Origin of the sequence: Okeanomitos corallinicola TIOX110 (assembly GCF_038050375.1) — a bacterium.
GTDB classification, from domain to species: Bacteria; Cyanobacteriota; Cyanobacteriia; order Cyanobacteriales; family Nostocaceae; genus Okeanomitos; species Okeanomitos corallinicola.
This window is the reverse complement of sequence record NZ_CP150886.1, coordinates 955,264-980,475: the sequence shown is the minus strand read 5'-3', so window position 1 is coordinate 980,475 and position 25,212 is coordinate 955,264. Positions and strand designations below refer to the sequence as shown.

The 25,212-nt window shown below is 37.6% G+C and carries 19 protein-coding genes; 10 read left to right on the top strand and 9 right to left on the bottom strand.

Features of this window, described 5'->3' with window-relative positions; genetic code table 11:
• Positions 1 to 30: 30 nt before the first annotated feature.
• Positions 31 to 462, bottom strand: a complete 432-nt coding sequence (locus WJM97_RS04195) for a hypothetical protein (RefSeq protein WP_353931793.1) — start codon at positions 460 to 462, stop codon at positions 31 to 33.
• 269 nt (positions 463 to 731) lie between these two features.
• On the opposite strand from WJM97_RS04195, the gene psbQ reads away from it, so the two are divergent.
• A complete protein-coding gene (gene psbQ / locus WJM97_RS04190; RefSeq protein WP_353931792.1) occupies positions 732 to 1,187 on the top strand; it encodes a photosystem II protein PsbQ in 456 nt (151 codons plus the stop codon).
• 150 nt (positions 1,188 to 1,337) lie between these two features.
• Positions 1,338 to 2,486, top strand: coding sequence for an FAD-dependent oxidoreductase (locus WJM97_RS04185; RefSeq protein ID WP_353931791.1), 1,149 nt, complete (start codon positions 1,338 to 1,340; stop codon positions 2,484 to 2,486).
• A 98-nt stretch (positions 2,487 to 2,584) separates the two neighbouring features.
• On the opposite strand, the gene WJM97_RS04180 is transcribed toward WJM97_RS04185, so the two are convergent.
• Positions 2,585 to 3,388 carry an SDR family oxidoreductase gene (locus WJM97_RS04180; RefSeq protein WP_353931790.1) on the bottom strand — a complete coding sequence of 268 codons (804 nt, stop codon included), beginning with the start codon at positions 3,386 to 3,388 and terminating at the stop codon, positions 2,585 to 2,587.
• A gap of 644 nt (positions 3,389 to 4,032) precedes the next feature.
• On the opposite strand from WJM97_RS04180, the gene larB reads away from it, so the two are divergent.
• The 3 genes from larB to argH all read left to right on the top strand — a co-directional run bounded on the left by larB (position 4,033) and on the right by argH (position 6,633).
• Positions 4,033 to 4,821, top strand: a complete 789-nt coding sequence (larB, locus tag WJM97_RS04175) for a nickel pincer cofactor biosynthesis protein LarB (protein ID WP_353931789.1) — start codon at positions 4,033 to 4,035, stop codon at positions 4,819 to 4,821.
• Positions 4,822 to 4,925: 104 nt separating this feature from the next.
• Complete coding sequence (locus WJM97_RS04170) at positions 4,926 to 5,141, top strand: hypothetical protein (protein WP_353931788.1); 216 nt, start codon at positions 4,926 to 4,928, stop codon at positions 5,139 to 5,141.
• A 109-nt stretch (positions 5,142 to 5,250) separates the two neighbouring features.
• Positions 5,251 to 6,633 (top strand): argininosuccinate lyase, encoded by a 1,383-nt coding sequence (gene argH / locus WJM97_RS04165; RefSeq protein ID WP_353931787.1) that lies wholly within the window; start codon positions 5,251 to 5,253, stop codon positions 6,631 to 6,633.
• A 144-nt stretch (positions 6,634 to 6,777) separates the two neighbouring features.
• On the opposite strand, the gene WJM97_RS04160 is transcribed toward argH, so the two are convergent.
• Entirely contained in the window at positions 6,778 to 6,963 is a 186-nt protein-coding gene (locus tag WJM97_RS04160; protein ID WP_353931786.1) for a hypothetical protein, read from the bottom strand.
• Positions 6,964 to 7,286: 323 nt separating this feature from the next.
• Here WJM97_RS04160 and WJM97_RS04155 point away from each other — a divergent pair, with 323 nt between their 5' ends.
• Positions 7,287 to 8,723: a DUF697 domain-containing protein gene (locus tag WJM97_RS04155; RefSeq protein WP_353931785.1), complete on the top strand. Its 1,437-nt coding sequence runs from the start codon at positions 7,287 to 7,289 to the stop codon at positions 8,721 to 8,723.
• A 76-nt stretch (positions 8,724 to 8,799) separates the two neighbouring features.
• Here WJM97_RS04155 and WJM97_RS04150 read toward each other — a convergent pair whose 3' ends face one another.
• Positions 8,800 to 10,461, bottom strand: coding sequence for a mechanosensitive ion channel (locus tag WJM97_RS04150; RefSeq protein ID WP_353931784.1), 1,662 nt, complete (start codon positions 10,459 to 10,461; stop codon positions 8,800 to 8,802).
• Positions 10,462 to 10,645: 184 nt separating this feature from the next.
• Between WJM97_RS04150 and WJM97_RS04145 the strand changes: the two genes are divergently transcribed.
• Positions 10,646 to 11,386, top strand: a complete 741-nt coding sequence (locus WJM97_RS04145; RefSeq protein ID WP_353931783.1) for a DUF429 domain-containing protein — start codon at positions 10,646 to 10,648, stop codon at positions 11,384 to 11,386.
• Between the two features lie 124 nt (positions 11,387 to 11,510).
• Here the strand turns inward: WJM97_RS04145 and WJM97_RS04140 are convergent, their stop codons facing one another.
• The 5 genes from WJM97_RS04140 to WJM97_RS04120 all read right to left on the bottom strand — a co-directional run bounded on the left by WJM97_RS04140 (position 11,511) and on the right by WJM97_RS04120 (position 19,654).
• Positions 11,511 to 13,775: a tetratricopeptide repeat protein gene (locus tag WJM97_RS04140; protein WP_353931782.1), complete on the bottom strand. Its 2,265-nt coding sequence runs from the start codon at positions 13,773 to 13,775 to the stop codon at positions 11,511 to 11,513.
• Positions 13,775 to 15,073, bottom strand: a complete 1,299-nt coding sequence (locus tag WJM97_RS04135; protein ID WP_353931781.1) for a P-loop NTPase fold protein — start codon at positions 15,071 to 15,073, stop codon at positions 13,775 to 13,777. Before WJM97_RS04135 ends, WJM97_RS04140 begins: the two co-directional genes overlap by 1 nt.
• A 45-nt stretch (positions 15,074 to 15,118) precedes the next feature.
• The gene (locus tag WJM97_RS04130) at positions 15,119 to 15,343 is read right to left on the bottom strand and encodes a hypothetical protein (RefSeq protein WP_353931780.1); all 225 of its coding nucleotides are present in this window, start codon (positions 15,341 to 15,343) and stop codon (positions 15,119 to 15,121) included.
• A 427-nt stretch (positions 15,344 to 15,770) separates the two neighbouring features.
• Positions 15,771 to 18,335, bottom strand: coding sequence for an alpha-glucan family phosphorylase (glgP, locus tag WJM97_RS04125; RefSeq protein WP_353931779.1), 2,565 nt, complete (start codon positions 18,333 to 18,335; stop codon positions 15,771 to 15,773).
• A 1,007-nt stretch (positions 18,336 to 19,342) separates the two neighbouring features.
• Positions 19,343 to 19,654, bottom strand: coding sequence for a hypothetical protein (locus WJM97_RS04120; RefSeq protein ID WP_353931778.1), 312 nt, complete (start codon positions 19,652 to 19,654; stop codon positions 19,343 to 19,345).
• A gap of 1,629 nt (positions 19,655 to 21,283) precedes the next feature.
• Between WJM97_RS04120 and WJM97_RS04115 the strand changes: the two genes are divergently transcribed.
• From WJM97_RS04115 to WJM97_RS04105, 3 genes are all read left to right on the top strand, one after another.
• Positions 21,284 to 21,982, top strand: a complete 699-nt coding sequence (locus WJM97_RS04115; RefSeq protein WP_353931777.1) for an acyltransferase — start codon at positions 21,284 to 21,286, stop codon at positions 21,980 to 21,982.
• A gap of 240 nt (positions 21,983 to 22,222) precedes the next feature.
• Positions 22,223 to 22,339, top strand: a complete 117-nt coding sequence (locus WJM97_RS04110; protein WP_353931776.1) for a photosystem II reaction center protein I — start codon at positions 22,223 to 22,225, stop codon at positions 22,337 to 22,339.
• Between the two features lie 201 nt (positions 22,340 to 22,540).
• Complete coding sequence (locus tag WJM97_RS04105) at positions 22,541 to 25,054, top strand: DUF3769 domain-containing protein (protein ID WP_353931775.1); 2,514 nt, start codon at positions 22,541 to 22,543, stop codon at positions 25,052 to 25,054.
• Positions 25,055 to 25,212 lie beyond the last annotated feature (158 nt).

The following is a 25,212-nucleotide window of genomic DNA, read 5'->3' as shown; positions in this document are numbered from 1 at the left end:
GGTAACTCTGTGATTTATCAGTTTTAGTTTTTAGATATTGGTATTGATGTTAAAAATTTCTAATATTTGTCGGCAAATCTGTTTGAGTTTGTCACTCACCGCAGGAGAAGGCAAAGATTCACCAAAAAAACTCCATTGTTCGACTGTAGATAATCGCCAGACTTGGCCACGATGATCAAATCCCGATACTTCAATCCCAATAGCGCGACGAGATTTATGAATAGGATCTTGATAAAAACGAATTTGAAATAACACACTACGACTGCGCCAAGATTTACTAATTCCGGGGAAGTGAAAACCGATGTCTATGGAATCAGGATCTATCAATTCTCTGGTTTCTGGGTCATTTTGCCAAGGTTGAAGATCGCTTTTAGCATCAGGAAATTCTAGTTTAAACAGATTAACTACTGTAGCAATTTTGCTGGCCTGTTCAAGGTTTGTTGCCTGTTCAGCTGCATTCACGTCAAATATCTCCTAATATTGCTTTGGCCTGTGGGGGAGTGAAAACAGAAAAACCGCCAGAAGGCTTATCTTGTTAGTGTTTCAGCTTATCAATAAGATCGGAATTTTTGCAACTGTGAATGAGGATTTCCTCACATTTATGGTGGGTGACAGAGTTGACAGTGGTATTGTTGTGGTAAATTTCGATGGTTTTGACAAAAACTTGGAGGGATAGAAACGATAAATTACACTGTAAATTGGTAAACAAACAGTAAATTAATTTTTTGTGTATGGTGCGTCAACGCTCTATTTTTTCACTGATTCTTGTACTTGTTACCACGTTTCTGATTAGCTGTGGTGGTCCGAGTGTTGCTACTGCACCTCCAACTTATACAGAAACTCAACTGGTGAAAATTCAGGAATACATTCCTGATATTCAGGTGGTGCGCGATCGCTTTCCAGAACTGAAAACTCTGATTCAAAGCGGTGAATGGATTAAGGTTGGTAATTTTATCCACGGGCCAATGACTGAAGCTAGGCTAAATATGACTTATGTTATCCCTAACCTAGTACCCCAAGACCAACCTCAAGCTAGACAGATTACGAAGGATTTGTTGAGTCATTTGGTAAAGGTTGACCAAGCTGCTAGTGCTGGTAATACTAATCAAGCTTTAAGTGCTTACAAAGATGCTTTTGTTGATGTTGACAAGTTTTTACAACTGATTCCAGAAGCAGGCGATAGTTAACAGGTGACAGTAAAAAAGCAAAAGTTCCTAATTTTGACTTTTGATTTTTGACTTGATTCTCTGAGTCTTGAGTCACAAAACGATAGGTTGATGAAGTGATAGGGTGAAGAGGATCATTTTTCTCTTCATCCTTCACTGTTTACAAAAGTTATGAATATAGTAATTATTGGTTGTGGTGTAGTTGGGGCAGCGATCGCCTATCAACTCAGCCAAGTTAAAGGTTTAAATATTACTGTTTTTGATCAGAACCAACCCGCCCAAGGTTCAACTGCTGCGGCTCTTGGTGTTCTTATGGGCGTTATTAGCCATAAAACTAAGGGTAAAGCTTGGCAAATGCGTGAGGACAGTATTAAATGTTATGGAACTTTGATTCCTGAGTTGGAAGGGATCACAGGACGGAAAATTCCTTGCAACCGTCAGGGAATTGTGATGTTGCTATCGGAGGACGTGGAACATCCTTTAGAAAGTGGTGTAGAAGTGATAGCAGAATGGGAACAATTACGGGAAGTTCGTAAAACTCAAGGTTGGCAATTAGCAGTTTGGGATCGGGAAAAATTACAAAAGTTTTGTCCACAAATTAATCACCCACAAATTATTGGCGCTGCTTATTCTCCTCAAGATTTACAACTTAATCCGACAGCTTTAACTTTAGCTTTGGTAGATGCTGCTCAACGTAATGGGGTTAAGTTTAAGTTTGGTGTCAATGTCCGTAATCATCAAACTCCATCTTCTCAATTAGTCGAGACTGCACCAACGGTAACTGAGCAACTTAAATCTATAGAAACTACAGAGGGTAATGTCAGTGCCGATTGGTTTATTATTTCTGCTGGTTTGGGTTCAACTTTATTAACTACACAATTACATCAAAAATTGAATATTCGTCCGGTGTTAGGACAGGCTTTATATTTAAGTTTAGGGCGGATTTTAGGTAATCCTGATTTTCAACCGGTGATTACTGGTAATGATATTAATTTAGTACCGATGGGTAGCGGTGACTATTGGGTAGGTGCGACGGTGGAATTTCCCCAAGATACCGATGAGATATATGCAAAGAAAGAATTACTAGAATCTTTAAGACAACAGGCGATCGCATTTTGTCCGGATTTAACTGAGGCAAAAATTCTCCGTACTTGGTCTGGTTTGCGTCCCCGTCCTGAAGGTAGACCCGCACCTGTGATTGAAAAATTACCTGCTTTTAGTAATGTTATTGTTGCTACTGGTCACTATCGCAATGGTGTTTTACTTGCTCCTTCTACCGCTTTAGCTGTGCAAAATATGCTATTTAATTCTGGTTCTTAAAGGTAGTTTTTAGACTGATTAGGGCGGGCAAGATGCCCACCCCACAATAGTTTTAAGACTGATATTTTACTTGATTTATGGCTGGCAAAAAAAGTTTTTTATCTTCTCAGTTCGTGCATATTTCTAACAATTTTGGTGACTATATTTCTGGGAGCAAATTTAACAGATTCAGCTAATATTTTATTTCTTAAACCAGGAATTGCTACAGTTTTATTTGCCATTAAACTATCATAAGCAATTTTAGCTACTGTTTCAGTTTTCATCATCCGGTTCACATGGGCAATTTTTGATTCTTCCATGGCTGCGGCTTTTTGAAATTCCGATGCTGTCGGACCTGGACACAAGGTTGTTACAGTCACTCCTGTTCCTTTTAATTCATTGGCGATCGCTTCGGAAAAAGACAAAACATAGGCTTTACTAGCAAAATAAACAGCCATTAATGGACCAGGTTGAAAAGCTGCTACTGAAGCTACATTTAATATTTTTCCATAGCCTTGGTTAATCATATCTTCTAGGAATAATTTAGTTAAGTACGTGAGACTAATGATATTAACCTGCAATATTTGCAATTCTGTTGTCAGGTCGGTTTCACTAAATACTCCATAAGTACCAAACCCAGCATTATTAACTAAGATATCAATCTTAATTCCTGCTTTTTGCAATTCTTTAAATATTTCATCTGGAGATGTGGGAATAGATAAATCTTTCACCAAAGGCATGACGATAATATCAAATTTATGGCTAAATTCCTCTGCCATTAATGCTAATTTTTCAGCATCTTTATCTACTAGGACTAAATTGTAATAGTGACTGCCAAAAATATAAGCTAATTGATAGCCAATTCCGTGGGCTGAACCAGTAATTAGCACAGTTTTTTGGCGATTTTCTTGAGTATTTTTCATTGGATATAATAACTAATTTTACTTTAATGAAAGCATTTTTATTTGCACAGAGTTGTAATTACTTTTATCAACATTCTAATTAATCACATTCCCAATTTTAAAATCTGTATTCTTTGCTGCACTTTGTATTTACAAAAAATCATGGGTCATCATTTCTTGACTAAAATATCAAAATTAATTTAGTTGATTGCTGACTACTATCATTAGTTAGAATAATTTTAATTATTCTTTTGAATTATTCTGATGACAACATTGTATTAACTCTAGCTGCTGGTAAAATGGCTATGTTTTGAATTCTTACTGCGGAGATTATAAATCCTCACCAGGTTTGCAATTTACTGATAATTAAAGGGGCAAATTTGTTAACGATTTTCAGAAAAATCAATAAACCTAGAGTTGATGAAAAACTATAAATTAATTCTGGCAAAATATTATTTATAAGTACCTGGGCAAAATTAATTGCACATTTGGGAAAACAATAGAAATCTCTGTATCTCTTGTCTGTCACCTGTCACCTTCCCTAAATATGAAATTTATTTTGCACGACTACTTACTACGGTTTTCTTGATATTTAGCTAATAAATCAAAAGAATATCCAGGATAATCGTGTATATTCATTAGAAATTTCCAATTAAAAATAGCTTGTGACTCAACCTGAAAATTTGCGATCGCTCTTAGAATCTGTAGCTAATGGTATAGTCAGCCCAGAAATGGCTTTAAACTCCCTCAAAGACTTAGCCTATGAATCTGTCGGAGAATTTGCCAAAATTGACCACCATCGTCATTTAAGAACCGGTTTCCCAGAAGTAATTTGGGGACTTGGTAAAACACCAGATCAAATTGCTCAAATTATAGAAGTCATGCGTCAGCGTACTTCTGTAGTTATGGCCACTCGCATCTCCCTTGATGTTTATGCAACACTACAAAAAAAAGTCAGAGGTTTGCAATACTTTGAATTAGCCAGAATTTGCGCCATTACTCCCCCAGAAATTGAACCGAGATTCCCCGGCACAATTGGGATATTATCTGCTGGTACGGCTGATTTACCCGTCGCTGAAGAAGCCGCAGTCACCGCTGAACTTTCTGGTTTTCGTGTTAACCGTCTCTGGGATGTGGGGGTGGCTGGTATTCATCGCTTATTAGATAATCGTCACCTGCTTAATTCGGCATCGGTGTTAATAGTAGTTGCAGGGATGGAAGGTGCTTTACCCAGTGTGGTAGCAGGTTTAGCTGATTGTCCAGTCATTGCTGTTCCCACTAGCATCGGTTATGGGGCAAGTTTTTCTGGGTTAGCACCTCTGTTAACAATGCTGAATTCCTGTGCAGCGGGTGTTGGAGTAGTTAATATTGATAATGGTTTTGGTGCAGCAGTGTTAGCCGGACAAATTTTAAGAACTTCAGCAAAATTATCCTTGGCATCTGATAATGATTAAGTTATTAAAGTAAATATTGCGTGTAATTGCGGTAATTTGTAATTGAATAGATTACTTCAAATTCACGAATACAGTCAATAAACCTCTTAATGGTAGGTATCCTTATGGAACTCTTAAACGATCAATTATTTAGCCTTGTAAGTAATTTGCACGAACATATTACTTTCGTAGCATCGAATTACACTAACGTTAGAGATGCAGACCTTTTAGGACAAATGCAAGCAGCCTGGAATAACTTTGTCACCAGCGGTCAAATTTGGGCTACTTTGATTGGCATTATTATCGGTTATATGTTCAAAAGTTTAACCAGTTACGGTTAAATTGTTAGTTGGTGATTGGTGATTGGTGATTGGTGATGGGGTGCAAATAAATCGCTAATGACTAATAACTAATCACTATGTTTTGTTATTTCTTCTTCTTGTAAATTATATGACCGAAAAAGTAACTTGGAGTCAGCGATTTGAATCTGCTCTACATCCGGCGATCGCTCGTTTTAATGCCAGTATTAGTTTTGATATTGAACTGATAGAATATGACATTACTGGTTCTCAAGCTCATGCCAAAATGCTGGCTCACACAGGCATTATTTCCCCAGAAGAAGGAGAGAAATTAGTTACAGGTTTAGAACAAATTCGTCAAGAATATCAACAAGGTCAATTTCAACCCGGCATTGATGCCGAAGATGTACATTTTGCCGTAGAAAAAAGACTCACAGAAATTGTGGGTGACGTTGGTAAAAAACTACATACCGCCCGTTCTCGTAATGACCAAGTAGGAACAGATACCAGACTTTACCTCAGAGAGCAAATTACACAAATTCGTCAATATTTACGGGAATTTCAAACCGTATTATTAGAAATAGCCGAACAAAACGTAGAAACCCTGATTCCCGGTTACACTCACCTACAACGCGCCCAACCTGTGAGTTTAGCTCATCACCTATTGGCATACTTTCAGATGGCACAGCGGGACTGGGAGAGGCTAGGAGATGTCTATAAACGGGTGAATATTTCGCCTCTAGGTTGTGGTGCTTTAGCGGGAACAACTTTTCCCATTGACAGACATTACACAGCCAAACTCTTAGATTTTGATAGCATTTATGCTAACAGTTTGGATGGAGTCAGCGATCGCGACTTCGCCATAGAATTTCTCTCTGCTGCCAGCATCATCATGGTTCACCTCAGCAGACTATCAGAAGAAGTGATTCTTTGGTCATCAGAAGAATTTCGCTTTGTCACCCTCAAAGATAGCTGTGCCACAGGTTCTAGCATCATGCCCCAAAAGAAAAACCCCGATGTACCAGAGTTAGTACGCGGAAAAACAGGGCGTGTATTCGGTCATCTCCAGGCCATGTTAGTCATTATGAAAGGTTTACCCCTGGCATATAACAAAGACTTACAAGAAGATAAAGAAGGCATTTTTGACAGTGTCAACACCGTGAAAGCCTGTCTGGAAGCAATGACAATTTTAATGAAAGAAGGTTTAGAATTTCGTCACCAACGCCTAGCAGCAGCGGTAACAGAAGATTTTTCTAACGCTACCGATGTGGCAGACTACCTAGCAGCCAGAGGAGTACCCTTTAGAGAAGCTTATAACCTAGTGGGAAAAGTTGTAAAAACCAGTATAGCCGCTGGTAAGTTGCTCAAAGATTTAACCATAGAAGAATGGCAACAAATACACCCAGCTTTTGAGGCAGATATTTATGCAGCGATATCTCCCCGTCAAGTAGTAGCTGCCCGCAACAGCTATGGCGGTACAGGCTTTGACCAAATTCAACAGGCTATTTTATCCGCTCATACCCAACTTAGTTGAAAAGAGCAAGGGGAGCAGGAAAAGATGAATAACCCAATGCCCAATGCCCTGTATTAGCATAAATAAAGGCGTACAATTATATTTAGATAGTTGTACGCCTAAGTATTGCAAATTAATGTCAGAGTAAATATTTAAACAGTAAATTTAATCAGCAGTATCCATTGCTCCTGTTCCTCCTGCTGCTCCTGTTCCTTCTTCCTCTTCACTCTTAGGTGGTCTCTGTTGGAACCTTCTTTGCATTCTTCCTGTAGTAGTCCGTTTACGAAACTTTCTGGCATAAGCCTGGTTCCGTAGCGCCTTTTCTTTTTTCGGGTTACGGCGCTTGGCCATATTCACCTCATGAATAAACAACAAAAACCTACACTTAGGCAATCTTTAGTTACCGATGTTATTGATAGACTTTTAGCCTAGCGTAGATAAATATACTTGAAACAGCATACAAATATATCATATTTTGAGAATCCATGTCAAGTTTAATTTCACAAGGAACAGGAAACAGAAAAAAGTCATATTTAGAAACATGAGATTAAACTTAACCGGAAAAATTAAGTTTCTTCATGACTTGAAAAGCACAAATATAATAAAAGTATGTTAAATGATGTAGATGTTTAGGATGGAACAGAGGGTTAATCAATAAAATTACGGTTCTTGATATGACATCATTACCAGAAGCTGATCAAAATAACTCAACTACATGGGAACAAGAATTAGATCATGCTATTTTTACCTTTGAAGATATTCAAGCGGAACTTAACTATAAACAAGCAAAAACAGCGTTGCAAAATTTAGTTAATGGTCTTGACTTGAGTAACCAGGAAAAATCCGGTCTGGAAGCGCAAATTGCTGATTTAGAAACTATGCTGGACAAACTGGAAAGTATGGTAGTCCAGATTGCGGCTTTTGGTATGGTGGGACGGGGAAAGTCTTCCCTGCTTAATGCTTTAGTAGGTGAAACTGTATTTGAAACTGGGCCTTTACATGGTGTTACCCGCGCTGAACAAAAGGTAAGTTGGAGTATTACTAAAGAAGAGATTGGTACTTTAAAAGCAACTTTTGCTAGAACTGGCCAGTCTCAGGTGGAGTTGGTTGATACTCCGGGTTTAGATGAGGTAGACGGAGAAACCCGTACTGTATTAGCTCAACAGGTAGCAAAACAAGCGGATTTAATTTTGTTTGTTATTTCTGGTGATATGACCAAAATTGAACAGGTGGCACTTTCACAGTTACGAGAAGTGGGTAAACCGATCATTTTGGTGTTTAACAAAGTTGATCAATATCCCGAAACTGATAGAATTGCGATTTACGAAAAAATTCGGGATGATCGTGTCAGAGAGTTACTTTCACCTGATGAAATTGTGATGTCTGCTGCTTCTCCTCTAGTGAAAACTGCGGTAGTTAATTCTGATGGTACGAGGAATATTAAACTACGTCCAGGTCAGGCGCGGGTGGATGAATTAAAAATCAAGATTTTGGAAATTTTGCAACGGGAAGGTAAGGCTTTGGTGGCGTTGAATACTATGCTTTATGCTGATGCTGTAAATGAGCAGGTTGTACAGCGAAAATTAGAAATTAGAGACAAAAACGCTAATGATTTGATTTGGAAAGCGGTAATGACTAAAGCTCTGGCGATCGCATTAAACCCTGTGACTGTAGTAGATATACTTAGTGGCGTAGTAATTGATATTGCTTTAATTTTAGGTTTATCTCAACTTTATAGCATCGAGATGACAGAAAGAGGTGCGGTAAAATTGCTACAAAAAATCGCCCTGAGTATGGGCGGAATTGGTGCGAGTGAGTTGTTAGCAAATTTGGGTTTAAGTAGTCTCAAAACCTTGCTGGGTGTTTCCACCTCTGTGACTGCGGGAGTTACTCTAGCACCGTATTTATCAGTAGCAGTCACCCAAGGGGCGGTAGCGGGAGTTTCATCCTATGGTATCGGCCAAGTCACCAAAGCCTATTTAGCAAATGGGGCGACTTGGGGACCCGATGGACCAAAAGCGGTGGTGAGTAAGATTTTATCTACTTTGGATGAAACATCAATTTTAAACCGCATTAAAGATGAGTTGTTAACAAAGGTGGGCAGAAGGTGACAGGTGCTACGCCACGGTGACAGCAGGAGAGAGGGAGTAGATTTTTACCAATGCCCAATGCCCAATGCCCTATGCCCTATTCCCTATTTTTAAAAGAGTCTAACCATTCTCGCATTTGTTCTTGGGCTACGTCGCGGCCACCTAAACCGAATGCTAAAGCAATGGCTACAGCGATCGCCCCAAGTAATAAACCAAAGGCTAAATTAACGATATCAGGAGCAACGCCGATCTGCTGTAATGCCATTGCGGAAACTAGGGTAATAATAGAAATTCTGGCTAATTGAGCCAAAATTCTGGTTTGGGAATTACCAGAACTGCTAATGATATTAAAAGCCAGATTTGCTAAAAACAAACCGATGGCAAATACTATCAAGCCTGATAAAATTCGTCCCAAGAGAATGACAATACCTGTCACCAAAACTGTCAAAGCCGGAATATTTAAGATATTCACTGCCGCAACAGTGGCAAACAGCATAATACCCACTAAGGCGATCACACCCACAATTTCCGAAGGAGTGCGACTTGGTGTAGGCATTGATTCAGAACTGTCTGTTTGCTGAACCAGAGAGGGTAAACCTAAGATGGTGAAAATGTTATTAAAACCTAAACTGGTGAGGATGCTTGTTACCAACTCACTGGCAAATCTACCCAAGAAATAGGAAACTATCAAAATGCCGACAGCGGTAAAAATGCTAGGTAGAACATTGAGAACCTGCTGCAACATAGAAATTGCCGGTGCAGAGATAGCCTCAATTTTCAGAGCATTCAAGGATGCGATCGCTACAGGAATCAAAATCAAAATGTAGACAATCGTACCGATAATACTTGATAAAGATTGTACTCCTGTAGTGGGAGACAAACCAAATCTACTACCTAAATGATCCAGACCAGTTGTGTGTAGTAAACGAGTTACCACCCTGCGAAGGATACCAGCCAAAAACCAGCCGACAGTACCAATTAATAATCCTGCCAAAATATCAGGCAGAATGGCGAGAATTTCCGTAATTAAAGCCTGGACTGGTTGTAGTGCTTGTTGCAGTCCTAAAGTATCTAAAACTGGAATCAGGAACAGTAAAAAAATAAACCAATATAAAGCACTACCGATAGTCTCACTGAGATTTTGTTGATTTAAACCTGGTGTACCGTCTTCAGGTTCTGATTCTAGGAACTGATCTAACTGCAAGGTTTGTAAACTACGTACCGTAATCAATTTAACGATAGTTGCTAAAAACCAGGCTGCGCCTAAAAATATACCTGCGCCAAGAATTTTAGGCAAAAAGCCAATTACTTGATCTAAAAAGCTGTTAAGTGGACGAGAGGCTACTTCCAGACCTAAATTCTGTAAAACAGCTACCACCGTCAACAGGATAATACTCCAAAACACCAAGCCAGAGATTAATTTCTCTACCTGGGGGACTTCCTGGCCAGCAGTGATTCCTGCTGCTATCCTGTTATCTATATCTGTGTTGTCAAGGATTTTTTTAGTAGCTTTGGCGATGATAGCAGCGAGTAGCCAACCTACCAACAAAATCGCCGCAGATCCTAATAAACGAGGGGTAAACTGAAGTAGTTGTTCAAAAACTCCTTGTACATCGTTCACACCTGTAGTTATTGCTGACTCGTCAGGTTGTAAAACTGGAGATTGTGCGAGAAAAATGTGAAAATTATGAAAATTTTGCACCCTGTTCGACAAACCAAACTCTGTCAACTGGGTTATACCTTGCCAAGTTGTATTCATGGTTTTTCGATATTGAGGTTTACTGTCAGGTCAAAACTCTAAGAAAAGTTACGATTGTGATCCTTCTTAATGATTTTGTGATTACGTGAGCTTACTAGAATTTTGCCTGGTTATTTACCAGTAAACTCATATCTTGGGATATATATCAAGAATATTTACGGAATTTTTGGGATTATTTGATTTTATGAAATTTATCGGTGTGGACTTTGGCTGGACTTCCCAACCCAGCGGCCTATGTTGTTTAGAACTCATAGACGGAAAATTACAACTATTAGATTTAGATCGTCAAGATGCCATTGCAGATATCTTCCTGTGGATAGATGAAAATCTGCAAACGGGAGAACCAGCGATCATTGCTGTGGATGCACCCACCTTGATCCCGAACCCTACAGGAAGTCGTTTACCGGATAAACTCAGTCATAAATACTTTGGTAAATATCATGCTGGTTGCTATCCAGCTAACCAAAATTTAGCTTTTGCAGAACGTACTATTAATTTTGGCTTGGAATTAGAAACCCGTGGTTTTGTTCATGCACCTACAATTGAACCCCAAAAACCAGGCAGATATCAAATAGAAGTGTTTCCCCATCCAGCCATAGTTAACTTATTTCAATTAGATAGAATTCTCAAATATAAGAAAGGAAAAATTGCAGAACGCCGTTTAGAACTCATCCAATTATATAATTACATCCAAGAAATCCTGCCCAAGATTTCACCATATCTGTGTTCATCTGCGTTTATCTGCGGTTCGTTTCCCTCGGAAATACCCACCACAGGAAAGGAACTTAAAGCTACGGAAGATATGTTAGATAGTTTAATTTGTGCTTACGTTGGCGCTTATTGGTGGTTTTGGGGAACGGAAAAGAATCTAGTTTTAGGAGATGAAAGTACAGGTTATATAGTTGTACCGGAAAGGGTTTGTTGATTTTATTGATGAGTGTAAGATAGTTCTTCCTTATCAATTTCATGATAACAAATATCCAATCACAAGTCAAGAGTTTTATGCTCTTATTTTGGCGATGGGTTAGGAGTAAATGATGTGAGGAATTTTATGGGATATCATCTGATGCTTCTGTTTGCTGTTGTAAAGACTCTCGAATAGATGACAATAATTCAGGATTGTTTTCTAACTGTTCTAGCAAGGTTAATGCTGTTTCTGTATTTAGTTTAGGACGGTTTGCTTGTTGTGCTAGTTCTTGAAGAATATTAATCAAAGTGCTTTTATTGCAATGCAAAAGTCCCTGTATATACAAGCATTTTACTGTAACTGCTGTGTTTTGTGTATTAGGATGTTCATTACCTAATCTATTTTGATATATTGCTAATGCTTGTTTAGCTAAATTTTCAGCTTCTGAGTATTTACCTTGTGATTCATACAATCCTGCCAAATTATTCAGACTGGTAGCAACAGAGGGATGATCATCACCTAATTGGCGTTTCCTGATATCTAAAGATTGTAAATAAAGAGGTTCAGCTTCGTTGTAACGTCCTTGTGATTCATACAATCCTGCCAAATTATTGAGACTGGAAGCAACATCGGGATGATCATCACCTAATTGGCGTTTCCTGATATCTAAAGATTGTAAATAAAGAGGTTCAGCTTCGTTGTAACGTCCTTGTGATTCATACAATCCTGCCAAATTATTGAGACTGGAAGCAACATCGGGATGATCATCACCTAATTGGCGTTTCCTGATATCTAAAGATTGTAAATAAAGAGGTTCAGCTTCGTTGTAACGTCCTTGTGATTCATACAATCCTGCCAAATTATTGAGACTGGAAGCAACATCGGGATGATCATCACCTAATTGGCGTTTCCAGATATCTAAAGATTGCAAATAAAGAGGTTCAGCTTCGTTGTAACGTCCTTGATTTCTATACAACAAAGCCAAATTATTCAGACTGGAAGCAACATCGGGATGATCATCACCTAATTGGCGTTTCCTGATATCTAAAGATTGTAAATAAAGAGGTTCAGCATCGTTGTAACGTCCTTGAGATTCATACAATGCTGCCAAATTATTGAGACTGGTAGCAACAGAGGGATGATCATCACCTAATTGGCGTTTCCTGATATCTAAAGATTGTAAATAAAGAGGTTCAGCTTCGTTGTAACGTCCTTGTGATTCATACAATCCTGCCAAATTATTGAGACTGGAAGCAACATCGGGATGATCATCACCTAATTGGCGTTTCCTGATATCTAAAGATTGTAAATAAAGAGGTTCAGCTTCGTTGTAACGTCCTTGATTTCTATACAACAAAGCCAAATTATTCAGACTGGAAGCAACATCGGGATGATCATCACCTAATTGGCGTTTCCAGATATCTAAAGATTGCAAATAAAGAGGTTCAGCATCGTTGTAACGTCCTTGAGATTCATACAATGCTGCCAAATTATTGAGACTGGTAGCAACAGAGGGATGATCATCACCTAATTGGCGTTTGATGATATCTAAAGATTGCAAATACAGAGGTTCAGCTTCGTTGTATCGTCCTTGTGACCTGTACAATGCTGCCAAATTATTCAGACTGGTAGCAAGAGCATCTTTTTGTTGAAACTGAGTTTGAAAAACTATTGCTTGATTAAAATATTTTTCAGCTAATTCTAATTCATGTTCTCTATTTGCTGATTTTCCTGATTTCACTCTTTCTGCATACAAATTACCTAGCTGGCTATAGAAAGTTTCTACTTTACTACTATCTGCTCCCCATTGCTTAATAGCTTCAGCTAAAGAAGTTTCTAATTGTTCTGGTGAAAAAACGGAACTTGATTGATTATTTCCAATAGCCTCAAAATTATGACTGACTAGTAACTCATTTGTGACTAAAGACGGTTCAGGCTGAAAATGAAATACACCATTACGCCAACTCCAAAAATCAGGTGCTTGCTTGGCAAGTTGAGCATAAATGCGAGATGGTATCCATAAGATAATCGGCATTTTTAGTTCTCGCAATGCTTCTCGTGTCCATTGCAAATAACCAAAAAACTTTTTTAAAGATTTGTCTTGATCCCATAATCCTAATCTTTCAGCACCTAATACTGTTGCTACAGCATTTTCTTTTAATATAACTTGTTGCGTGATGGCTTGCTTTAAACTTGGCTCTTTGTGATCAAGATATACTCGATAAATATTGATATTGGCTGCTAATTCTCTCTCATAACTAGCTATAATGTTTTCACGTTGGCGATCTGCATCACACACCGCAATGAAAATCTGTAACATCCCAATGCCAGCTTCAACTGAAACTAACAAACTAATGTAAGTCTGTTCGTTTGCTTTGATAATATCTTCATTGGTTAAGGCATTCATTAAATTAACTCTTCTAGCTTTAACTGTTCAATCACCAGAGGATGAAGATCGTACCAACTCTCAGTGTTTTTATATTCGATGACATAAACATTGTGGAGTAAATCAAGAAATTCTTGCTGTTTAGGATCATCAGGGCGATAATTCGTATATGTTTCCTGCAAAATTTCCCGATCAGTTTTGCTCAGAGTAATTGTCATATCATTTCGCAAAATATCGAGTGCTTCCTGCAAAATCAATTTATCAATCTGTACATTATCTATTGGTTCTAGCTTTTTTACTTTTTGTCGCAACTGAACTAATACTAAACTACAACATTTTTGAGTAATGCGGACTAGCTCTCGAATTACACCACCACTAGCTAAAGCAATCTCAAGTAAAACATCATCTGCTAGTAAAGTTTTATCAATTCGTTTACGCAAAATTTCTTGTAATTTATTGATCGTGGCATCAACTGGTTGAGTGTTATCTTTATGGCTTTCACCTTTACGATAGGTCTTCAACACTGGCATTACAAAAATGCGATTACTTGTTTCATCTTCGATATGCTTTTTTAAAACACCATCACGAATTGTCGCAATAGGAATTGTATAGATAACAAAAAAATTAGGTTGTAATAAAGCTTTAATATTTTTTTTAAATATCTTTTCAATAGCTTCTAAATCTAATTTATCTAAATCATCAATAATCACTACAATATCTTTTTTACAAGCTAAAGAAACTTCTGTAGCGATTAAATTAAGAGTATCAATTAAATCTTGAAAATTACGAGAAAATTTAGTTTCTATAACTTCGCGGATAGTGGCTTCAGCTTTTAACTTACTTTTAAGGAATCCCAACAAATCAAAGCCTGCTTCTAGTTCAGCACCTATTTTACTTTCTTCAATTTGCGTTCTGTCTTTAAACCAATTAAAAAATCTTTCTTTTTTATCTGGTTCAATTTCAATCTTTTCTTCCTCCGCTTTAGCCATAATTTGTAAAGCAATGGCAAAAAGAATATTAATGTGATTAATAGCTGTAGTTTCGATTAAATCAGATATAGAAAAAAAGATTGTTAGATAGTTACCGTCAAACTGCCGTGCAAACTCTGCTAATAATGTAGACTTTCCACAACCGCGATGTCCTGCAAAAATTAACTGATTGGTATAATCACTACAATCTAATACTAATTGCTCTAATTCTTCAATAAAATTATCACCATAAGGAACTCGAAGATTTGCCGTTTCTTCTGGTGTCACCAAAGGTTGTAACTGTAAATTACGAAATGCTTGTTGAAACGCCTCAATACGGTTGGTTGCCATTGCCATTGCTGTCTATATTTCTACAGTTTTTATCTTATACCAATTTTATCTATTTAGAATCAATCCTGTTTTTGCTTTAGTCAGTGCTTCGTCAACCTTTGGAGATATACCCTGCAACTTATTTAAAATAGTTTTCCGCAGTTCGTTCATTTTTGCGATCGCATCTGTGGTAAATTTCTTGGCAAGTTCCCCAGATCCTGATTTAATAAATTCTTGGAAGGCTAGGTTTGCGATCGCGTTGGCTGTTATAGCTGTAATTGGATCTGTCATTGTTACTTCACTATGAGTTAGGTTAGGGTAACATTTAAAGGATGTTTCAATAGTATTTTCCTATATTTCGGAAAAATAGATAAGACTAATAACGAGTAATTAATAAAATCTGCATCATCCTAAAAATCCTGAAATCCTGGAAATCCTGATTCAGACAAAAAAATTACATCCTGAAATTACACATAAATTACACAGGGAATAAATTCCCTGTCTCAAAGCTAAAGTCGGTTAAAACCGACTAGAATCTCAGGTAATTTACTATTTAACAATCACATCCTGAAAATCCTTAAATCCTGAAATCCTGTTCGCGCAGCTTGGCGTAAGCCACTTCTGACTAATAAAAAAAGCGTTGCCAAATTTCATCAGCAACGCCTCATATTCAAGATTTAATTCAAGATTTAAAACATTGAAAAACTAGATGAAAAAACTACTCAGCCCAAGCAATTAACCGGGGTTCATAAGGACTAGAAAGGTATTGATTTTGAGGTAACACTCGCAAAGACAAACCCTGTAAACCAGAACTTGTATAGGTGATATCCACGGTGTAAATACTTAAACCATCGCTATCCTGTCCTTGGTAATTCATCACCACAGGGAGAGCATTGACAATTTCACCATCAGCATCAATTGCACCTTGGTAGAGTTCCACACGCACATCATCATTTGTTAAAGTTGCTAAATCAACCTTAGCTTTCACCGCTACAGTTTGATTAACTTCAATTTCCGATGCTGCGGAAACATCAATGTCTTTAACTTTGATGTTAAACCAGTGGTCTGAAAGTTTTGACTTCCAAGCTGATAATTCCTTAGCTGGGGAGTAATGATCCACAATTAACGTATGATAGCGATCGCTGGCGGGGAAATAAGCCCTTTCTGCATATTCACGTACCATCCGCGCTGTATTAAAGAATGGACAATTCAAGCGAATAGCATCCTTCATTTTCGCTACCCAAGGACGGGGTAAACCATCTTCATCACGATGATCATAAAACAGAGGTACAACTTCCTTCTCCAATAATTCATAGAGAGCGTTAGCTTCCACCTCATCTTGATAATTGGGATCTTCGTAATTTTCCCCATGTCCAATTGCCCAACCAGTGCGGACATAATCAGCCTCATCCCACCAACCATCAAGTACACTCAGGTTTGGTAGTCCATTCATCGCTGCCTTCATACCGCTAGTTCCTGACGCTTCACGAGGGCGACGTGGTGTATTTAACCACACATCACAACCAGCAACCATCAATCGGGCAATGTGAATATCATAGTTAGGAACAAACACCACGTGCTTTTCTAAATGGTGTTCATGGATGAAATGGTTAATATCCCGAATCAATTCTTTACCAGGAATATCTTTTGGGTGTGCCTTACCAGCGATTACAAACTGAACCTTACGATGTTTGTTACCTAATAAAATCCGTTTAATTCTTTCCAAATCCCGCATCCACAAAGTTGCCCGTTTGTAGGTAGCAAAACGACGGGCAAAACCGATAGTGAGGACATTGGGATCAAGAACTTCCTGGGCTTGGGCAATCTCAGAAGCAGAAGCGCCGCGATCGCGTAAATGCTTGACCAAATGATCCCGTACATACAGAACCATATCCAAACGACAGCGTTCATGATTGCGCCATAACTCCTCATCAGGAATAGAATCCATCCGTTCCCACAATTGGCTTTCTGGTGGTACTGATGACCAATTTGGCCCCAGATAACGGTCATATAATTCCTGCGTTGACTTAGATACACAACTGCGAGCATGAACACCATTGGTAATAGCAGCAATTGGTACTTCATCCACTGGTACTTTCTTCCATAACCCCCGGAACATTTGCCGGGAGACAACACCGTGCAACTGTGCCACACCATTGGAAAATGTCGCCATTTTCAGAGCTAAAACCGCCATACTAAAAGGTGCAGACAAATCACCAGTATTTTCCCTACCCAATCCTAAAAACTGTTCTTTAGGTAAATCAAAGATATCTGCATAGTATCCCAGGTAGTACAAAATCTTATCCGGTGGGAATAAATCAATCCCCGCAGGGACAGGAGTGTGAGTAGTGAAGATATTACTAGAAGAAACTACCTGTCTAGCTTGGGCATAACTCAAACTCTCTTCCTGAATCAACAGCCGGATGCGTTCCAAAGCCGAGAAAGCCGCATGACCTTCATTCATGTGATAGGCAGTCACCTTGTAACCCAAGGCTTTTAACATCTGCACACCACCGATCCCCAGCATAATTTCCTGGTGAATACGCATATCAATATCACCACCATACAACTGATCGGTGATGTCATGATCGTAGGCTTTGTTAGGTTCAATATTGGTATCCAGCATATACAGAGGTACAGTACCTACTTGTACACGCCATACTCTAGCGTAAACCTTGCGTCCTGGGTAATCTACCGCAATCCGTAGTTCTGAACCATCGGGATTTTTTTCCAAATGCAAGGGCATATTATAAAAATCGTTGATGGGGTAACGTTCTTGTTGCCAACCATCAGCGTTGAGATACTGGGCAAAATAACCCTGTTGGTAAAGTAAACCCACACCCACCAAAGGCAATCCCAAATCACTGGCAGATTTGAGGTGATCCCCAGCTAGTACACCCAAACCACCAGAGTAAACCGGTAAACAATCCACCAGTCCAAATTCAGCGGAGAAATAAGCGTAGCATTCTTTTTGATTTTGACCACGCTGTTTGTGATACCAAGTCCGCTCTTGCAAATAGTCTTCTAACTGTCTAGCAGCACGATCCATTTGCGCGAGGAAGCCTTCATCTTCAACGACTTCCAATAGACGGTTTTGACTGATAGTCCCCAGCATTAATACGGGGTTATGGCGGCTAGATTCCCACAAATCTGGGTCTAAACGACGAAATAAGTCTTTTGTTTCAACATTCCAATCGAAATGGAGATTCTGTGCTAGTTTCCGTAATGGTTCTAGACGCTGCGGTAATGACGGAGAAACGTTAAATGTGCGAATTGGTTGCATAATTTGGTAAAAATTATTGATGTTCAGATATGTATGGTTATTTTTTACTGTCTTTAACCAATCTTGCTAATTCTTTATATTATGTTTGTAAATCTTTGACGACTTTGTTCTGCATTGAGGATAATTCTCTCATAATGTTGCTAGACTTTACACCAAAAACTGTTTTCCGTCTACGGTTTCTTGTTGGTAATTTTCCACATTGGGTAAAGTTTATTTTTCTACAGTTACTTAATCTGACTTAATCTATTCTCATCCATTGAATTTTACTCATGATTTGCCTTGAATGTACTTATGCTTGCTTCCTGATAACTGTCAAACTGATTAGGTAATGAAACTCTGATTACAAGAGGTTTTTGGTTTTGTTACACTGATACTTAAAGTGCAACTTGGTAAATTGACTCGTGATTGTAACAGACTGAGTGATATAAGTGATATGAATTTCTTAGCTATGATTTTAGTTATAAATAGGAATATTCTCTACAAGAGAATCGAAAAAATTAATTATTTTTTAATATTTTCAATATGTGATCAATAATTTGATCAGCAGAAGGAATAAACTGGATCACGGCTGGCTATTGCCAAAATTATACCAGTATCTTTTAGTAGAGTCTAGGAATCAGCTACTGGTTCATTCAGTGCTAACAAAAGGTAAATTAACCTAGTAAAACTTAATATCTTTTGCAGATTTTTCTATGTAAAATCAATTATGTGCTGATTGAAGTTTGATTTGGACTGTTAGTAGAGCTTGTCATAAGTTGACAATTTTATCGTCAAAAATAGACTTATGTTGACAAAAATTGACATAAGTTAGCTAAGAAAAATCCCAACTTGATGTATAATCCTAGTATATCAAGTATTGAATAAGACTATTACCGACGCGAAAACCAAGCATTGATAGTGGTAGTCTGTTTCCAAATCTTAACTTGAGAAAGTCGCGTTGGGCTACAGCGTGCAAGTCTACCGAGGGATAACCGCTCCCATGCTCCCATTGAAGTAGAAAGTAAAGTCTAGCTTTGTCTAGGTTTTATATAGCAGAAAGATAAGGCCATTGCTGCTACACAAGCAAGTTCAGCCGCTACTTGATAAGCAAGCTTGATATTTGATGAACTATCTTGTTCTACAATTGAACGGTATTTATTTCGACAACGTGACTCCTGCTGAATTTTACCAGCTACGACAGAGCGTTGTAAAATAATTAAAGCGTCTATATCTTCTGAATCGTAATTTGTTTGTAAAAGAGTACGAATCTGAGCTTGGGCTTTGGCACTCAAATAACCAGTTGTTAAAGCTTGCTTGACAATTTCTTTAATTACAATCATTGTTTTAACACATGAGTCACTTAAAAGCCACATTCTACTCTGTAAGTGGTTTTTTGTCTTCTGTGATCACCAAAAAAATAGAAATAATCTCAATTAAATTTGAGTGGTAGTTTACAAAAAATTTATAATAATTATCTTTATACACATCTTTACACTTGTCTACTTGGTGAAAAGTTTTGCTTGTCAAAATCATGTATAAATAAAGTTCATCCCTGAATGATCATCCCAGCAAATATCAGGTTTGATTACCTGTGATCCATGTTTAATACTTAAATATTGTAAGTGGAATTAGCAAAAAAATTATTTTAAATTTATTTATTTTAAATTATTTTTGAGTTTTATAGGCTGAAAGATCCAAAATTACGAAGTATATATAGAAATACTCAATGATTCTCAACAATGTCTTAGTGAGGCTAAATACCGCAGATTTAAAAGTATCAAAATCTCATTAAACACCCAAATTATACTCAATTTTTATCAAAAATGAGATGTAGATATATACAATATGTCATATCAAAAATTTTAATTAAAAATATCCCATAAAAAATAAATCATGTTATTGTGAATGTAAACTGTAATCAAAATTGGCAATGTATCTAAAACAGTGATTTTTTATCTTTTAACGCATTTTTTTGGGAGGATTAAATTATTACACTCCACAATTTTTTTGCCAGACGAGTGCCATAGTAGTCACGGAAGAGCTTATTTATTTGTACCAATGATCAATTTTAATGTTATGGCAGAAGTTGGTGATAATCCACCTTAAATATTTATCAATATGCAAATAATTATGTAAGTAGTATGAGCGATACATAATTAAAGATGAGTTTTCCCCGTATCATTTTGTAAATTTACCATAAATTTACTGATTTAAGTCTATGATCCTAGAAAGGATGTAAATTATGATTTCTATTACATGATCGTTAAATAAAAATTACATGATCTATTAATGAGTCAGGGATTAAGAACTGCAAATCGTTTTAATTAATAGATAAATGTTTTTTGAGCATATTCATTTATAACAGTTGTAACAAACACAAATAAGATTCTCATTTAAAGTATGGATAATCTGTACAACTGTAGACGCATCTGTAGTATATGACAATCCTAGAGAATCTGCGATCGCCTAGTACCGCATTGCCGAAGTTAAAATTAAAAAATAATACGGAGTAAGCTTTGTAGAAATTGGAAATGGTTGGTTTATTTATGCCATGCTGTACTAGATCGAGCGATAGGATAATCTTGCCAATTGAATTTTTGATATTAGATATCAACGGTATCTTTCAAGTATGAGAATAGACAATTAATTTCAGCATAATTATAGATTAATCTTTTGACTTGATTAACTATAAAGGAAATATGTTGATTAATTTAAGTTTCATGATCAACATATTTTTCACTTATTGACCTAAAAACAAGAGAATAAATGAGTCATTTATGACCAAAACCCTTGAATACTAAGATAATTACCCCCAATCTAAACTCAATCTTAGTAACTAAAGTTGCCAGTGTTCAGTCAATAATTTAGTAGATGGGAATAAATAGAAAATCAAACCTTTAAAAATTGCATTTGTTTACTTACCTATTGCTGATTGATGTGAAATAGTTGTTACTAAAATATTCGTAAGCATGATGAACCAAAAATATTCTCATAAACTACAAAGATTTCAAGAACTTTTAGTAACTACCTTATTGGGAGATGTTCCCAAGATTGCCTTTGGTCCACAACTGAGAAGATTGCTATATCGTAATTTGTTTACGTCCATGGGAAAAGACGTATATATTCAGCATAGCGTGGAATTTATCAATACATCTGCCATTGAACTTGGTGATGGAGTACACATCTTTAAAAATGTACGTTTAGATGCGAAAGGACATCCAAATAATAGAATTTATTTAGGAAACCAAGTAGCTTTAGAACGTAACGTTGACATCGGCTGTTTAGAAGATACTTGTATCCATATTGATGATCAAACATTCATCGCTCCTAATGTTTGTATTGCCGGGCCAGGAGATATTAGAATTGGCAAGCAATGTATGATTGCATCCCATTCCGGAATTTATGCCAATAATCATAATTTTGCTGATGTTTCCTTACCCATAAAAGAGCAAGGTACTACTCGGCAGGGAATAGTGATTGAAGATGATTGTTGGTTGGGACATGGAGTCACTGTATTGGATGGTGTCACAATTGGCAAAGGTAGCGTGATTGGGGCCGGAGCAGTGGTAAATAAAGATATTCCTCCCTATTCCATAGCTGTAGGTATACCTGCCAAAGTAGTTAAAAGCAGAATTAGCAAAGAGTTGATCAAGATTAATCAGCGTTAAGGGGGAAACCTGAAACATCAACTAACGTCAAGCAACATAACCAAAGTCCAGTTGTTGTGAATATTGCCAAACATCAAAACAAAGTTATAGTGAGATACTCACTTATAAACATTGCTTTTTGACTCTTGACTTTGGTTATACCTCCAAAAAAGAGCCAGATATGGGTAAGATAGAGAAGCTATCTTTTCTGCGTAGCAGATTGCTGATAAATTTTTTGTCTTACCCCTGGGAGATATTGCTATGGTGACTTTAAAAATCGCTGTTTATATTGTTGTAGGCCTCTTTGTTGGAATTTTCATATTTGGCTTTTTGTCTAATGACCCTGCTCGTAACCCCGGTCGTCGGGATTTAGAGTAAGAATTCCCTTAATTCCTGCAACTGCTGGAAGGTAGAAGACACTAAATGCCTGAAAATTGGCACAAATCTGAACAAACGATTTAGTGTCCTCCCCTTTGTCGGCTGCTGCAAGTCATCAGCAGGTGAAGTCGGAAGGCAAATGTGTAATAGATCCTTCCGGCTTAATATCTGGCTTTTTGTTAGCTTGATTTTCCACCAAATATGCTTCACCCAGTTTTGCCACCTGATTCGCTTCCTATTCAAGAATATATACAACCTAGTATTCCTCTGGCCGTTGCTGTGGTAGAGGATAAAAATTCTATTGAGCAACAGGTAATTTTAGGAAAAAATGATCATCATGATGTTGATGGTTCAGTAAATCTTACTCAAAACCATCAAGATAATTCCGCAGTTACTCAACCTTTATCTTCTTCTCCTGTTCCAGAAAACTTACCTCCAGAATTTTCTCCTGCCACGGTTTCTAAAAGTGCGGAAGTTTTAGGAAATTCCTTAAATGTAAGTAATCAGCTACAGGAAAAAGTCGAGATTAACAAAACACCATTCGCTACATTTCCAACTCATGGTGGAGTCGTTAACGACCAAAAATTATTTTTATCTCAATCCCCTGTTGTTATTAAAACGCCGACTTTAGCACCACAGCAAAATACTTCAGGTAAAGATGTAAATTTAGAGAAATTAGGAGATCAGATTAACATTTCTGGCTCTCTAGAGATATCAGAAAATCCTCCCACTTCTTTACCTGTACAAAATATTATTGAGTTTAAACCTCGTAATCCCAATAACCAACAATCTGCTCCTACTACTGTTGAATTTCCTTTACCAAAACAGTCTTCTGAGCAAAACGCAGAAGTCAGAAAAAGGGTAGTAGAAGTAATTGCAGACCGTCAAGAATATGATGAGCAAAGACGAGTCGTTACTGCTGAAGGTAATGTGGTGGTACGGTTTGATGGTGCGGTGGTAGATGCCGATCGCCTACAGGTAAATTTAGATAATTTAATTGCTGTGGGTGAGGGAAATGTGGCTTTAACCAGAGGTAATCAGGTATTTAGGGGAGAGCGTTTTACTTATAATTTTGTCCAGGATACTGGGGATTTGCAAAATGGTAGTGGGGAAATTTATATTCCGACTACTGAGAGAGATTTTGCCTTTGATCCCGCTCCTAGTGCAGATTTAACAGCTGGTGGTGTTCCTAGTCGGCCACCTAGCGATCGCATTCGTGCTAATCAACCAACTACAGGTGTTAGCAGTCCTGGTGGTATTAATGTTAACCTTGGTGGTCAACCAGATGCTAGTAATCTTCCTGTGGCTGAATCTGGTGGTGTAGTCAAGCGGATGCGGTTTGAAGCGCAAAGAATTGATTTTTACCCCCGTGGTTGGCAAGCTGAGGATGTGAAAATTACTAATGATCCTTTTTCTCCGCCAGAGTTAGAATTAAGAGCCTCTAAGGTGACTTTAACAAAAGAAGCGCCTTTAGTAGATAGAATTACGACTCAAAATCAAAGATTAGTTTTTGATCAAAATTTTAGTTTACCGATCCCCATTAATAATCAAACAATTGATCGGCGAGAAAGGGATATAAATCCATTTATTGTTTCTCCTGGTTATGACAATGGTAATCGTGGCGGTTTGTATGTAGAACGTCATGTTTCTGCAATTAATAATGATCAAACTCGCTGGACTATTACACCACAATTTTTTATCCAAAAGGCTTTTGAAGATAGTAGTAATGTGGCAGATTTGTTTGGTGTGACTAGCAAATTTAATAGTGTGTTGGGTGCAAAAACTACTGTTGAAGGGAGGGGAGAATTAACCAGTCTGGATTTGAATCAGGTAGAGGATAATTTGCGGGGGAGTTTGAGGTTACGTCAAACTTTGGGTGATGTGAATCCCCACACTTTGAATTTAGAAGCAAGCTACCGCGATCGCCTTTATAATGGTACTCTTGGTTTTCAAACTGTGCAAAGTAGTATTGGTGGTGTAATTACTTCTCCAGTGATTCCTTTAGGTAATAGTGGTGTTAACTTGAGTTATCAAGGTGGCGCTCAATATATTAATGCTAATACTGATCGGCAAGATTTATTAGAAGTTGACAGAAAAAATAATCGTGTTTCTTTAGGTAGGTTACAGGGTAGTGTCGCCCTGGGTAAAGGTTTTTTGTTATGGCAAGGTAAACCTTTAGAACCTACAGCAACAGAAGGTTTAAAATATACTCCTAATCCTGTTGTTCCTTATTTACAGGCGATCGCAGGTGTCACAGGTACTACAAGCTATTACACCAGTGGCGATAATCAAAGTACCTTAACTGGAACAATTGGTTTAGTGGGACAGGTGGGTAATTTTTCTAAACCATTTTTAGATTACACCGCTTTTAATGTTAGTTATTCCCAAGGTTTTAACAGCGGTTTATCACCATTTTTGTTTGATCGTTCCGTTGATAATAAAGTCCTCAGTGCGGGAATTTCTCAACAAGTTTATGGCCCGATTCGTTTAGGTTTTCAAACTTCCATTAACCTAGATACAGGTCAAGAAAGTAGCACTGATTATACATTAGAATATAGCCGGCGCACCTATGGTATTACTTTACGTTACAACCCGGTTTTAGAATTAGGTGGTTTTAGTATTCGCATCAGTGATTTTAACTGGACTGGTGGTACTGATCCCTTTTCTGATCGGAATATTAAGCCAGTGGTTAATGGTGTGCGTCAGGATAATTAATTTTTAGTGTCAGCTAATGCTTGATTTCTGTGGTTTAGCAATTCCCCAGCCTACAAGTATCGCCCAGGAAGTTGAAGTTTTAATTTAAGTAGCAATTATAGATATGATGCGTAAACAGATAAAATAATCATCTATCCTCTTGGTGCATAATTTAAGTC